This window comes from Micromonospora sp. PTRAS2 (assembly GCF_054052245.1).
Genome location: NZ_JBSWBU010000011.1, coordinates 96,364 through 108,901, shown reverse-complemented (window position 1 = coordinate 108,901; position 12,538 = coordinate 96,364). Strand labels below are relative to the sequence as shown.

The window sequence follows — 12,538 nt, the reverse complement described above, 5'->3', positions numbered from 1 at the left end:
GGTGCGGACCGGCCCTTGGTCGACAGAGGCCGGGCCCGCGATGGTTACCGTCAGGTCAGCGCGATCCGTTCCCGGCGCAGCAGCCAGCCGATCGGGGCCAGTGCTCCCTGCCGGCCGGTGTCCTTCGCGTTGATGCAGAAGTAGCGGACCTCGGCGAAGTCGCGTTCGGCGGTGAGCAGCAGGTTCTCCATCTGCCGGTCGACCAGCCAGCGGCGCACCGCGGCCGGGTCGTCGTAGCCCGGTTCGATGCTGGCGCCGACCGGCAGCTTGGCCAACAGGTCGCCCTTGGTGAGCACGAACGCGATCCGCTGCTGCTCGGTGGCCACCCCGTAGCGGCGCAGCCGGTTGACCGTGCCGTTGTAGGAGTCCTCGGCATCGTGCCGCGACGCGTTGGCCTGCCGCTCGATCTCCGGGAAGGAGGACAGTTGCTCGCCGACCTCCGGGATGGCGAACGGGTCGAGGACGAAGACCAGCGTGCGGGCGAAGTCCAGGTATCCGTACCCGGCGTTCCTGTTCGGGTCGGTCAGGTTCTCGCCCGCCGCGTCGAAGAGATGCAGCAGCGCGTCCCGGCCCCGGTGCTGCAGGAGCAGGGTGGTGGCGAAGGGCGCCCAGTCGGCGGGGGTCTTGCGCATCGCGGCGGTCCCCTCGACGATCTGGACGCTCTGCCGGTAGGTCCGCTCGCTGTCGCGGTCGGCCAGTTCGACCACGGTGTCCCGGGTGCCGGAGAGCGCGGTGAGCCCGACCAGGGTGCTCGTCAACAGTTGGGTCTTGCCCGAGGAGGTGGCGCCGAAGACCGGGATCCGGACGTCGGTGACCGCCGCCGCCCCCCGGTGCAGCGGATGGCCGCAGAGCTGGCACAGGGCCGTCAGTTGCTGGCTGGCCCGCCCCCGGGTGACCGGCAGCGCGGCGCCACAGGCGCAGGTGCGCCGGAGCAGGCCGAGCCGGCCGGGCCGCAGCGCCCGGTGCAGGTCGCCGCCCTGCGGGTGCGCGCCGGGGCAGCGGTAGGCCGGCAGCCGGGAGACGTGGTAGCAGGCCGGGCAACTCGCGGCGGCGCGCAGCCGAAGCTGCCGAAGCCGCTCGTAGAGCCGCAGCAGCCCGGTGGTCACCACGCCGAGCAGCAGCATCACCACGGTGGCGAGCAGGTTGGCTGCCACCGCCAGCACCACCCCGAGCGCCATGCCGACCCCGATCCCGATCGCGCCGAAGATCGCGAAGAGGGGCCAGAGCAGCAGCAGCTTCTTGCGGTTGCTGACGTCGAGGCGTCGCCCGGTGAAGCGCATCAACGGCAGCAGGTCCCGCACGACCCAGCGGATCGCCTCCCACTGGTCGATGAACACCTGGCCGACCCAGTAGCTGGGCCAGGCCGGGTCGACGGTGAGGTACGGCCTGCGCTGCCGACGCCGGGCGGAGCGGGCCGCCTCCCGGTCCGGGGTGAAGAGCGGCACCGGGCGTCGTCCCGCGAGCAACATGATCGTGCGGATGATCGCCCAGCCGGCCCCGCCGGCCATCAGCACGGGCACCGCCACGGCGGTGAACTGGAACAGCGCGAGGAAGAGCAGGGGGAGGCAGAAGAAGAGGTAGACGCCGACCGCCGCGAGGACCAGCAACCACTTCACGGTCTCCCCGTCGAGGAGCGGACGGCGGTAGAAGGGGTCGTAGGGGTCGTAGTAGTAGCCCATCGGTCACCCTTTCCGTTGCCAGAGTCGGGACAGCAGGCCCGGTTTGCGGGCGTCGGCGACCACTTGCTGCCACCGGCTGGTCAGCCGGGGGCGGCGCAGCCCCGTCACGAGTTCTTCGGCGGCGGCCAGCGGCCGCTCCTCGGCCCTGCCCAGCCAGCGCCGGACGCCCCGGGCCAGCTCGCTACGGAGGTCGGGGTCCAGCTCGGGCGGCGCGCCGGGGTCGGCGGCCAGGGCGAAGGCGACCGCCACGTGCCACGGCTCCCCGGGCCGGCGGACCAGGGCGGGCAGGCGCTGCGCGTAGGCCGCGGTCAGCTCCGGCAGCGCCGTCAGGTGCTCCAGCACCCCGGCCGGGTGGCGGTTCACCAGCAACGCGGAGAGCAGCTCGGCGTCGTGGGCACGGACCACGGCGCGGGGCAACGCGGTCAGTCGGGACCGCAACCGCCCGTCGGCTCTCCGCGCCCGGGTCAGGGCGGTTGCCAGTTCCTCGACGGCCTGGTCGGCCGTCAGCAGCTCGACCAGCTCCGGATCCGGCGGCAACAGCCCCTGGCGCAGCAGCCGCTGCCCCAGCGCCAGGTCCTCGGTCGGCAGTCGTTGGGCGGTCAGCAGGCTCTCGCGCAGCCCGGCGACCGCCTCGGCCGGCAGCACGGTGCCCGGCGGCGCCTTCCGGGCCAGCAGCCCCAGCTCGTGCGGGTCCGCCGTCGCCCGCCGGAACAGGATCCGGGCCAGCCGTTCGACGGTGTCCGGCCGCCCCCGCTGCGCCGCGCCGAGGAGGAAGTGGTCGACCAGTTCGTGCCGCTGCGCCGCCGGCAGGTGGCGGACGGCGGCGGCCACCACCGCCTCGTCCAGCCGGCTGTCGATCGCCGTCAGCCCGGGCTCCAGCACCCGCCACCAGGCGTCGGCGATCGCGTCGGCCTGGTCCGGGTCGCGCCGCACCCGCTCGCGCAACACGTCGTTGCGGAGGTCCACCAGGGCCTCCCCGTCCGGCCAGTCGCCCGGGTCGTACCCGTGTTCGGGGTGCTCGGCCCAGTCGACGGCGAAGGCGTGGGCCGCCGGGCGTACGGCCGGCAGCGGCACCGCGAGGCGGCAGCGGCGGGCGGCGCGCAACAGCGCCTCGAAGGCCGCCGGTTCGGCCCGGCCCAGCTCCTCGGTCAGCCGTCGCTGCGCCGTGTGCTGGTGTGCGCCGGTCCAGACCCGCGGCGGCAGCGGATCGAGCTGCCCCTTGGGCACCTGCCCGGTGTCGACGGCCCGGCGCAGCTCGGCGGCGATCAGGGCCTGCCGGACGGCGGCGACCCGGTCGGCGGCCCACAACGGGCTGCCCGGGTCGGCCCGGTTGCCGGTGTGGGCGATCTCGTCGAGCAGGGCCAGCGTCTCCGCCGGCCAGCGGGTCACCTCGGCGACGAGGGTGTCCAGCACCGGGCCGCCGTGGTCGCGTACCTGCCGGGCCGGGCCGCCGCGCAGCCAGCGGACCAGCGGTTCGGCCTCCTGCGGGGTCGGGGGTTGTCCCAGCACCGCCACGGCGGCCACCGCGGCGGCCTGCTCCGGCGGCAGCCCGGAGTCGGCGGCGACCTCGACGGCGTCGACCACGTCGTACGGGTCCGCGGTGAGGAAGAGCTCGGCCCAGCGGCGGGCCGTCGGAGTCGCCTCGACCGGGGTACGCATGTCGCGGGTCAGGTCCACCACCACGAAGCCCTGGTCGTTGTCGACGGCGGGGTGGGGGGTCTCCCACTCCGGATGCACGGCGAGCACCGGCTGGTTGGCGTGCATCGGCCGGGTGGTGAAGACCTTGAAGCCGATCGTCAGCGCCACCCGCTGTGGCAGCAGCAGGGTGGCGGCCGTGATCCAGCCCAGCACCAGCGCCGGGTCGGGGCAGACGAAGAGCACCCGGACGGCGTCGGGTCGGTCGAGCCGGCTCAGCACGGTGACCAGGTCGGCGAGCAGGTCGCGCCCGCCGGGGGTGGCGCGGACCAGGTCCCGGACCCGGGCGACGTCCAGCGGCCCCGGCTCCCATTCCTCGCCGGGCGGCGGGCAGCTCGTGGTGGGGGCCGGCTGCCGGGTCCAGCAGGAGGCGCCGAACAGTTGGGCGGGACGCACCGGCCCATAGGCGTCCGGGTCGGTGGTGAGCAGGGCGTGGGTGAGCTGGTTGCCCTCCCGGTTCCCGTTGGCCTCCCGGCCGAGATAGCACCCGGCCGCCGTGGCGTAGCGGTGGCCGTCGTGCACGTGGGACAGGGACGACGGGTACCGGTCGGCGGGGCGGCGTTCCCCCATCCAGTTCGTCGGGGGCTCGTAGAGCAGGTTCCCCTCGACCAGGGCCATGTCCTGCTGGTCGGCCCCGGCGGAGCGGGCCTGGAACTGGAGTCCGGCGGTGCCCTGCAACCCCTGGCCGGGACGGCAGTCGGTGTAGACGAGGGCCTCGAAGCCGCTCTCCGGCGGCGGACGGTCGGGGGTCATCGACGCCTCGTTTCACCACGGACCACGCCGAAGCGGCTCAGCAGCCACAGCAGCGGCTCGGCCACCCGGAAGGGGCGCACCCCGCCCGGGTCCACCTTCTGGTTGGCGTAGTCCGGTGGTGCGCCCAGCGCCGAGACCACGAAGTAGCGGAAGTTGGTGTAGTTGGTGCTCAGGTGGCTGTCGATCTCGTCCCCGCCGAACTCGTGCAGCAGCGCCCGGACCTGTTCGTGGGTGTCCCGACCGGCGGTCTCGTCGTAGTGGGCGGTGGACTCGTCGGGCACCTCGAAGAGCGGGTTGTCGCTGCCGAGCGCGTCGAAGAACGCGTCGATCTTGGCGAACGCCACCGCCACCGGCAGTCGGATCGGCTTGTCGCCGGGGATGCTCCGGCTCTCCCGCAGCGTGTCGGTCACGTTGCCGAGCACGGTCTTGGCCGATTCCCGCGTCCCTTCCTTGTCGTCGTCGGGCGCGACGATCCGGTCTGCCGCCTGCGGCAGGGTGAACGGGTCCAGGAGCACGATCAGCGCGTCGGCGGCGTCGAGGTACCTCAGGTCCCGGGACCGGCCCTGGCTGCTGAGGTCCTCACCGGCGGTGTCGTAGAAGGAAAGGTAGGTGGTGCGGAAGCGCAGCCCGGTCAGGGTCCGCCGGCCGGCCTGCCGCCACTCGAAGACCAACGCCTCCTGCCGGCCGGCGCTGCCCGCCGAGGCGGTCTGCGCGAACAACTGCCCCCGCTGGTAGACCCGGTTGACGTTCCTCTCCAGCCAGCGCAGCGGGGACTCGGCGCCGCCCTGGGCGTCACCGGTGAACCGCACGTCGGCGTGGAAACGACGGCGCAGCGTGGTGCGTAGCTCGTTGGCGAGCACGGTCAGGTACACCGTCTTGCCGGTGTTCTTCGCCCCGATCATGGCGATCAGCGGGCTGTGGGACCGGTCGAAGCCGACCGGGAGCGGGGTGTGGCAGCGGGGGCAGACCCGGATGCCGGTCGGCGACCCGCACCCCGGGCAGCTGGCCTGGCGGGGGAAGACCGGCCGCACCCGGTGCCAGCCGGGGCGGAAGGAGGGGCGGACGATCCCCTTGAACCCGGTCCCGGTCTCCCGCGCCTCGTCCCGGGCGGCCGGGCAGCCGGGGCGGTTCACCGAGCCACGGCCGTTGCACTGGTACCAGAGTCGTTTGGCGGGGATCCGGTGGTAGCAGTAGGGGCAGGAGGTCTTCCGGCGCATCACGTCACACCTTCAACTGGTCGACCGGCGGGTCCCGCAGGACCGCGCCGGAGGGGGGATCGACGAAACACCTGATCCAGTACGGGCGGGACAGCTCCCTGGGCAGGTCGAACTCGAACCGCCGGGTCTGCCCGGCCCCGAACTCCACGTCGGAGACGCGCAGCAGCTCGCGGCCCTGGTCGGGCCGCACCGGCAGCACCGGTCCGGCCCGCGCCACCACCACCAGGTGCGCGACGGCGCAGTCCCGCTCGGCGGTGACCGCGAGCGCCCGGCGCGGGGAGAACCGGTTGCGCAGCCCCGCGAGCCGCTCGACGGTGTACGCGAGGCGGCCGGGGCGGCCCGGCACGTCGCAGCAGACCGCCGGGGACCGGGACCGGCCGCCCGGTCCGACCGCGATGCCGACCACGCTGACCCTGGCGGGTCGGTCGTCGGCGGTCAGCCGGCAGCCCTTCTCGTGCAGGTAGCGGCTCCTGCTGACCTGGAACACCTCGTCCGGGCGGCCGTCGCGGGAGTGGGTCACCTCGGCCAGGCTCACCGTGTCCGGCCACACCCAGGAGATGCTCACCTGGTCGCCGGCGCGCTGCGCACGCAGCCGCTCCACCGGCGCGGCCGTGCCCTGGGTGACCGGCCGCCCGACGATCGTGCCCTCGCCGCCGACGGCAAGCGGCAGGTAGACGTGGAAGCCCTGGGGCACGTCGGCCTCCAGCACGCACCGTCCGTCGGCGTCGGCGGGTGCCCCGGTGACCTCGACGCCGTATCCGTCGAGCGCCGGCTCGTGCACCGTGGCCCCGACCGGCCACCGCGGCGGGGTGTCGGCCCGGCGGATGCGGACCCGGACGCCGGGCTGGGGCAGCCAGGAGAGCCGGACCCGGACCCGGTTCCCCACCGCCCGGACCGGTTCGACGGTGAGCGACTCGACCGGGTGGGCCCGGGGCCGCGGCGCGGCGGTGACCACCACCATCGCCGAGGCGACCTGCCGGCCGGCCGGGTCCCGGTAGACCGCGACCAGGCTGTAGTGGTAGTCGCGTCCCTGCTGGACCGTGGTGTCGGTCAGCCCGGTCGGCTCGGCGCGCAGCGGCACGCCGTCGTCGGCGGAGTCGGGGCGTCGGGACTCGGTCCGGCGCACCCGCACCGCGACCGTCGCCGGGTGCGGACGCCAGGCGAGGGTGACCTCGTGCGGGGTCGCCAGCACCGTCGCCTCCCCCACCGGCGGGGTGAGCAGGGCGGTCGCGGTCACCGCTCGGGACCAGGCGCCCGACTCGCCTGCGGCGAAGACCGCGTAGCCGCAGCGGGCACCGACCGGCGGCTCCGGGTCCGCCGCCGTCGGCTCGGTGGTCTCGGCGACCAGCGTTCCCGCCTGCGGGGTGGCGGGCGGGTCCCCGTCGCCGCGGACCACCCGGTAGCGCAGGTCGGTGCGTTCGGTGGCCGGCCGCGCCCAGCTCAGCACCGTCGGCGCGCCAGGATGCACCCGCAGGTCCTGCGGTGGCGGGGGGCGCAGCCGGCGCAGCCGGGCAGCGAGGGCGTCGTCGTCGGTGGCGACGGCCAGCGCCTGCCGCAGGAGCTGCTCCGCCGCCTCCTCCCGGTCGGCGGCCAGCGCCTGGTCGACCTGGTCCAGCAGTTCGACGACCCGCTGCTCGGCGGCGGCGATCTCCCGCCGCAGCGTCTCCCGGTCGGCGTGCTCGGCCGGTACGGCGGCCAGCCGCTGCGCGGCGGTGCGCAGCTCACCCTGGCCGAGCAGCTCCCGCACCTGGTCGGCCGCGGTGGTCGTGGCGGAGACGGTGGCCGGCATGCTGAGCACCAGCAGCTCGGCGTCCTCCGGGGTCAGACCGAGATCGACGGCGGTGCGGACCAGCAGCCGGTCCGCCAGCCCGGCGGCCCGGCCCTGCCGCACCTGCTCGGCCACCTGGAACAGCGCGATGCCGGCCAACGCGACGCCACGGTCGGCGGCGGTACGCAGCGCGACCAGCGCCGCCTTGCGGGCCCGCACCACAGGCGAGTCGGCGGCGGCGTTCTCGGCGGCGCTGCGCGCCCGCACCACCTCGGCGGTCAGGGTCAGTTCGGGTCGGCCGGGCACGGCGAAGCCGGCGCAGAGCCGGAACGGTTCCCGCAGGTCGGGGTGGAGCAGGTGCACGATGGTCGACGCCCCGGCGATGCCCAGGTTCTCGGTGAGGGTGCGGTAGGCGGTCCGCTCCATCCCGCTGTCGGCGGGCAGCTCCACCGGCTCGACCACGACCAGCTTGGCCTGGCGGACCGCCTGGTCGAGCTGGGCGTGGTCGAAGGTGGCCTGATGGTGGGCGACGATGGCGGCGAGCTGCCCCGGGGTGACCCGGCCCGAGCCGCCGTAGGAATCACGCAGGTCACGGACCAGCCCGTCGAGGGCACCCTGGGCGCGCTGCCGGTACGCCGTCGCCTGCTGTTCCCACCAGGCCGGGTCGAGCATGGCGCCGCCGGCGGTGCGCTTGAGCTCCTCGTCGGCGGCGAGCAGCCGCTTGCACACCCCGGTCGCCGCCTGCGCGGCCGGCCCGCTGGCCTTCTGGTTCCAGTAGGTGCGCACCTTCCGCAGCCGCTGTTCGAGGGCCGCCCGGTCCATGCCGGGCGCGACGGCGTAGCGCACCCGCAGGTCACCGTCGGGCAGCCGGCCCCGACGCCCGCGCAACGGGCCGATCACCTCCCGGTCGTACCGGGCCGGGTCGAATTCCATCGGCTCAGGACCTCACCGACATCGCCGACACCTTCGCCCGCAACTGGGGGATCTCCTCCTCGGGCAGGACGCTGACCCGGACGGCGATGGTCAGGTCCTTGCCGGAGGTGGGCTCGACGGCGTGCACGGTGAGCAGGCCGTTGTCGTCCACGGTCATGCTGATGTCGATCGGGGAGCCCTGCGGCAACGGCGGCAGCCCGGTAATGGTGCCCGCGCCACGGTCGACCGCCTTGTTGGCGAACAACTCGGCGCTCTCCACGGTGCCGGCCTGTTCGTAGACCTCGATCCTCAGTTCCTGCTGGTTGTCCACTACGGTGCCGGCCACCAGGGGGTGCGGCCCGGAGGGCAGCGGGTCGTCGGCGTGCACCAGGTGCTCGACGTAGGAGGCGGCCTCGGTGTCCTCCTCCCAGCCGGGCTTGTTGGTGTCGACCAGCTTCACCCCGAACGCCTTGGGCAGCACGGTGGTGATCCGCTTGTGGGAGACCGCCGCGATGGACTCGGCGCTGAGCCCGGTCAGGTTGGCCAGTTCGTTGACCCGCTCGGCCCGCTCCTCGGCGGTCGGGGCGGACTCGGCCGCCGGGTCGGCCGCCTGCCAGACCGCGCGGCTGAGCGCGTAGCGGGCCGCGCCCTTGGCCACCGCCAGGTCCGGGTCGTGCAGTTGCGGGCGCCAGCCGTACGCCTCGGCGAGCCGGGCCGTCACGGCGGGCATCTTGGTCGAGCCGCCGACCAGCAGCACCTCGTCGACGAGCTGTCGCGGGTCGCCGCCGAGCTTGTCGCGGAGCTTGTCCAGCGTGCGGTCGGTGATGGCGATGGTGTTGTCCAGCAGGTCCCGGGTGATCTCCTCGAAGGTCTGCCGGGTGATGGTGATCATCGCGGAGGCGCCGGCGAAGCGCAGCGGGACGGTGCGCGAGGTGGCCTGGGAGAGCTGCCGCTTGACCTGCTCGGCGGTGAGGTAGAGGTCCTGCATGAACTGGGCGTCCTCGGCCGGTTCCTCGGCCGGCGCGGCCGCGGCGACGAACTCCTGGAGCAGGTGCTGGGCCAGGCGGTCGTCCCAGTCTGCGCCGCCGAGCTCCTGGTCGCCGTCGGTGCAGATCACTTCCACGGCGTCCGCGCCGACCCGGATCACCGTGGTGTCGAAGGTGCCGCCGCCCAGGTCGTAGACGAGCACGGTCCGCTCGGCGGCCCCGTCCATCAGGTCGTACTGCAACGCGGCGGCCACCGGTTCCGGCACGATGCCGAGGACGTCCAGCCCGGCCAGGACCCCGGCGTTGCGGGTGGCGTCGCGTTCCAGCATCCCGAAGTACGCCGGCACGGTGATCACCACCTGCCGCACCTCGCGCTGGGTGTACTCCTGGGCGTACTCGGTGAGCCGGCGCAGGATCAACGCGGAGATCGACTCTGGGGTGTGCGTCTCGCCGAAGAACTCCCACTGCCGTTCCCGGCCCATCTGACGCTTGACCCGTTCGACGACGTGCTCGGGGTCGACCCGGGCCATGTTGCGCGCGTTCGCCCCGACGACCACGTTGTCGGCGCTCTCGAAGTAGACCACCGAGGGCATGGTGTCGCTCTCGGCGATGAGGTCCCGGATCACGGTCGGGCGGCCCGTCTCGTCGATGTAGGAGATCGCCGAGTAGGTGGTGCCCAGGTCAATGCCGAAGTAGGTGAGCTGCTCAGTCATCTCTGTCCCCTTTGTCCTCGAAGCCGTCGTGCGGGTGGTTCGCTGGTCGACGTCAGTGCGCCGGGTCCGCCGGGCCGCCCGGTGCCGGCGGCGTCGGGATGCGCACCGGCGTCGGGGTGGCGGACCGGCGGCACACGACGACCGAGGCGGGCAGCAGCACCCGGTCGGAGACGACGTCCCGGTAGCCGTCGGCGAGCGGCTCGGCCACCGTGCCGTCCTGTGCCGGGTCGTCCGTGCAGACCACCCGGGCCACCCGGTGGGATCCCGGTTCGAAGGGGGTCCCGGCCGTCGCGCGCAGCACCTGGACGCCGGCGCGTTCCAGGGTCAGCTCGATGCTGTAGGCGAAGCTGCCGAGCAGCTCTGCCACGGTCGGCACCGTCACGGGGTCACTCAGGGTGGCCGCCTGCCGCAGCAGGTCGTTGCGGAGGCTCTGCAGGTCGGTGACGAGCGGCCGGGTCACCGACCGGTACTCGCCGGACCGTAGCCGCAGGTTCTCCTCGTGCAGCCGGTCGATGACCCGCTCCCGGGCCGCCGCCCGTTCGTTCTGTCTGGCGAGCTCGTGCTGGATCGCGGCGAGCGCCGCGCTGATCTCCCACAACCGGTCGGCGGTGGCCTCGGCCGGCTCCCCGCCGGGCAGTTCCTCCTGCACCGACCGGGTCTCCTCGTCGCCGTCGGCGGTCGGCCGGGCGTCCGGCCCACCGTCCGCCGGGTCGCTGCTGTCGTACGGGGCTTGCGTCATGGTCTCCACATCCGTCTCGGAGGTCTCGGGTGGCCGGGCGGGGCGGGCGGCGGGTCGTCGATCACACCGTCGTGGACCGACGCGCGACGCCGATCCCCGCCGGCGGGTCCCGCGGGGCCGGGTTCGGCCCGTCGGCGTCGGTAGGCCCGGCGGGTCGCCAGGGCGAGCCAGGTCGTCAGGAATGCGCCGGGCACCAGCACGGCGGCCCATGCCCAGCCCGTCGGGACAACGTTGGCGAGCCAGGCCAGCCCGGCCCACAGGACGGTGGCGACCAGCGCGGCCAGGGCCAGGTGCTCGACGAGCGTGGTGCCGCCCCGGCGCGCCGAGGCCAGTCGGATGACGGCCAAAGGCAGATAGAAGGCGACCGCGCCGAGGCCGATGACCACCGCCGGTTGGACCCGGGTCGGCAGCGGCACCTGGTAGCGCAGGGCCTGGATCGCGGTCAGCACCATGAGGACCGCGCCGACGAGTGCGGTCTGCGCCAGGGTGTAGCGCTCCCGCCGGGCGGCCTCCCAACGCCGCACGGAGCGGTCGAGCAGCACGCCGACGCTGGTGGTGCGCGCCAGCGTCGCCCGCAGGTAGGTGAGGTCGTCGTCGAGCTGCTGGTCGAACCAGGTGGTCAGCGCGTGGTCGTCGGCGAACGGGCCGTCCCGGTGTGCGCCGGCCGGTGACGGCACGAGCGTGGCCATGTTGGTGGTGGCGATCTGCACCGTGCGACGCAGGCCGCTCAGCTCGGCGACCGCGTCCAGCAGTCCGGCCTCGTCCGCGACCAGCTGGCCGAGCCGGCGGGCGTACCGGTCCCACTGCGCCGGGTCGGGCTGGTCCTCCTCGGCGGCCTCGTCCAGCAGCGGCAGCAGCCGGGCCAGCCGGGCGTCGACCCGGTGGGGCAGCGACCGGGTCTGCCCGGCGGACCAGACCCGCAGCTCGTAGCGGGCCATCGCCGCGTACAGCAGGTACCGGGTCAGCGTCGCCGGTTCGGCCCGGCCGCTGCTCCAGACCCATTCGCTGAGCTGCTCCTCGGTGCCTTTCGGCGCGACGACCACGAGCCGACGCAGCCGGCGGTCGTCCGGCAGCCCCGACGCCTCCCAGACCACGAACCCGCCGGACGTCACGGCCACCCCCGGCGACGGCCGGTCGGCCCCGGGCGGCAGCCGCCGGCCTGACGCGCCCTGCGCCGGCCCGGGCCGGTCGGGTCCGTCCAGTTCGGCGCGCAGCGACGCGTACGCCTGGGCAGTCGCGCTTGCGGAACCCCACCGGGAGCGCCGGTGTCGGGCCAGGCGTAGCCGCACCTCGCCCAGCACCGCCGGGTGCTCCCCACCCCGGGCACGCGCCCAGTCGGCCTCCAGCGCCGGCCAGCTCGTCGCCTGCCCCGGGGCCAGCACGACCGACAGGCAGAGCATGTCGTGCCGGCGGTAGGCGAACATCTCATGGACTCCCCCGCCGCTGCGCCGGGCCGCCGCGACCGGGCCGTCCCGCGGAGGCAGGCCGTCGACATCGCCCGGCAGGTCGGTCGGCAGGCCGAGCGGGGTGGGCTCCACGATGGCCAGCAACTCCCGGCAGCGCCGCCACACCTGGGCGAGGTGGGCGTGACCGTGCGGGTGGTGCGGCCCGGTGAGCGGAACGAAGACGTGCGCCACCAGTTCGCGATCAGTCAGCGGTGCGGCGCGCATCCACCCGCCCCCCGTCGTCATTCCCCCGGCCGCGCCACTGGTCCGCCCGGTGGATGAGGATGGCGACCCGTTCGCGCAGCTGGTACGGTGCGGGCTGGCTCGGCTGGGTGCCCAACGGGGTGGCCCGCACGGCAAACGACGCTTCGATGAGGGCGGATTGCCGAGCGAGTTCGATCAGATCGCCGCAGGACAACGCCCGATCGGCAGCGATTACCAGCAACTCGATCCGCTGCCAACTGGCCATTGGCAGGAATTGCTCCAGCAGATCGGTCAGCACCCCCTGGAGTTCGTATAGAATGTGCTCCTCGTCGACCTCTCGACCCGCCACCACCACGCACCTTTCCGACCCGCCAAAACAGCCTTTCATCAGCAACATCAGCTGATCAGCGGCATCGCTTCCGCAACA

The 12,538-nt window shown here is 74.1% G+C and carries 8 protein-coding genes; all 8 read right to left on the bottom strand.

Features of this window, described 5'->3' with window-relative positions; all coding sequences use genetic code 11:
- Positions 1-50 precede the first annotated feature (50 nt).
- Genes ACVMYR_RS26960 through ACVMYR_RS26925 form a run of 8 tightly spaced genes read right to left on the bottom strand, consistent with a single transcriptional unit; the run spans position 51 to position 12,508 of the window.
- Positions 51-1,679 (bottom strand): TRAFAC clade GTPase domain-containing protein, encoded by a 1,629-nt coding sequence (locus ACVMYR_RS26960; protein WP_077936955.1) that lies wholly within the window; start codon positions 1,677-1,679, stop codon positions 51-53.
- A 3-nt stretch (positions 1,680-1,682) separates the two neighbouring features.
- Positions 1,683-4,127: a GTPase-associated protein 1-related protein gene (locus ACVMYR_RS26955; RefSeq protein ID WP_457123084.1), complete on the bottom strand. Its 2,445-nt coding sequence runs from the start codon at positions 4,125-4,127 to the stop codon at positions 1,683-1,685.
- The gene (locus tag ACVMYR_RS26950; RefSeq protein WP_457123083.1) at positions 4,124-5,344 is read right to left on the bottom strand and encodes a hypothetical protein; all 1,221 of its coding nucleotides are present in this window, start codon (positions 5,342-5,344) and stop codon (positions 4,124-4,126) included. Before ACVMYR_RS26950 ends, ACVMYR_RS26955 begins: the two co-directional genes overlap by 4 nt.
- 4 nt (positions 5,345-5,348) lie before the next feature.
- Positions 5,349-8,045, bottom strand: coding sequence for a hypothetical protein (locus ACVMYR_RS26945; RefSeq protein ID WP_457123082.1), 2,697 nt, complete (start codon positions 8,043-8,045; stop codon positions 5,349-5,351).
- A 4-nt stretch (positions 8,046-8,049) separates the two neighbouring features.
- On the bottom strand, positions 8,050-9,723 hold the full coding sequence (locus ACVMYR_RS26940) for an Hsp70 family protein (RefSeq protein ID WP_457123081.1): 1,674 nt from the start codon (positions 9,721-9,723) through the stop codon (positions 8,050-8,052).
- A 52-nt stretch (positions 9,724-9,775) separates the two neighbouring features.
- The gene (grpE, locus tag ACVMYR_RS26935) at positions 9,776-10,462 is read right to left on the bottom strand and encodes a nucleotide exchange factor GrpE (protein WP_457123080.1); all 687 of its coding nucleotides are present in this window, start codon (positions 10,460-10,462) and stop codon (positions 9,776-9,778) included.
- Entirely contained in the window at positions 10,459-12,132 is a 1,674-nt protein-coding gene (locus ACVMYR_RS26930; RefSeq protein ID WP_457123079.1) for a CATRA conflict system CASPASE/TPR repeat-associated protein, read from the bottom strand. The genes grpE and ACVMYR_RS26930 overlap by 4 nt, the downstream gene beginning before the upstream one ends.
- The gene (locus tag ACVMYR_RS26925) at positions 12,110-12,508 is read right to left on the bottom strand and encodes a CATRA system-associated protein (protein WP_457123078.1); all 399 of its coding nucleotides are present in this window, start codon (positions 12,506-12,508) and stop codon (positions 12,110-12,112) included. Before ACVMYR_RS26925 ends, ACVMYR_RS26930 begins: the two co-directional genes overlap by 23 nt.
- Positions 12,509-12,538 lie beyond the last annotated feature (30 nt).

Excerpts from the sequence above, each read along its gene's own strand:
- ACVMYR_RS26960 (WP_077936955.1), bottom strand. The coding sequence starts at position 1,679 with ATGGGCTACTACTACGACCCCTACGACCCCTTCTACCGCCGTCCGCTC.
- ACVMYR_RS26955 (WP_457123084.1), bottom strand. The coding sequence starts at position 4,127 with ATGACCCCCGACCGTCCGCCGCCGGAGAGCGGCTTCGAGGCCCTCGTC.
- ACVMYR_RS26950 (WP_457123083.1), bottom strand. The coding sequence starts at position 5,344 with ATGCGCCGGAAGACCTCCTGCCCCTACTGCTACCACCGGATCCCCGCC.
- ACVMYR_RS26945 (WP_457123082.1), bottom strand. The coding sequence starts at position 8,045 with ATGGAATTCGACCCGGCCCGGTACGACCGGGAGGTGATCGGCCCGTTG.
- ACVMYR_RS26940 (WP_457123081.1), bottom strand. The coding sequence starts at position 9,723 with ATGACTGAGCAGCTCACCTACTTCGGCATTGACCTGGGCACCACCTAC.
- grpE (WP_457123080.1), bottom strand. The coding sequence starts at position 10,462 with ATGACGCAAGCCCCGTACGACAGCAGCGACCCGGCGGACGGTGGGCCG.
- ACVMYR_RS26930 (WP_457123079.1), bottom strand. The coding sequence starts at position 12,132 with ATGCGCGCCGCACCGCTGACTGATCGCGAACTGGTGGCGCACGTCTTC.
- ACVMYR_RS26925 (WP_457123078.1), bottom strand. The coding sequence starts at position 12,508 with ATGTTGCTGATGAAAGGCTGTTTTGGCGGGTCGGAAAGGTGCGTGGTG.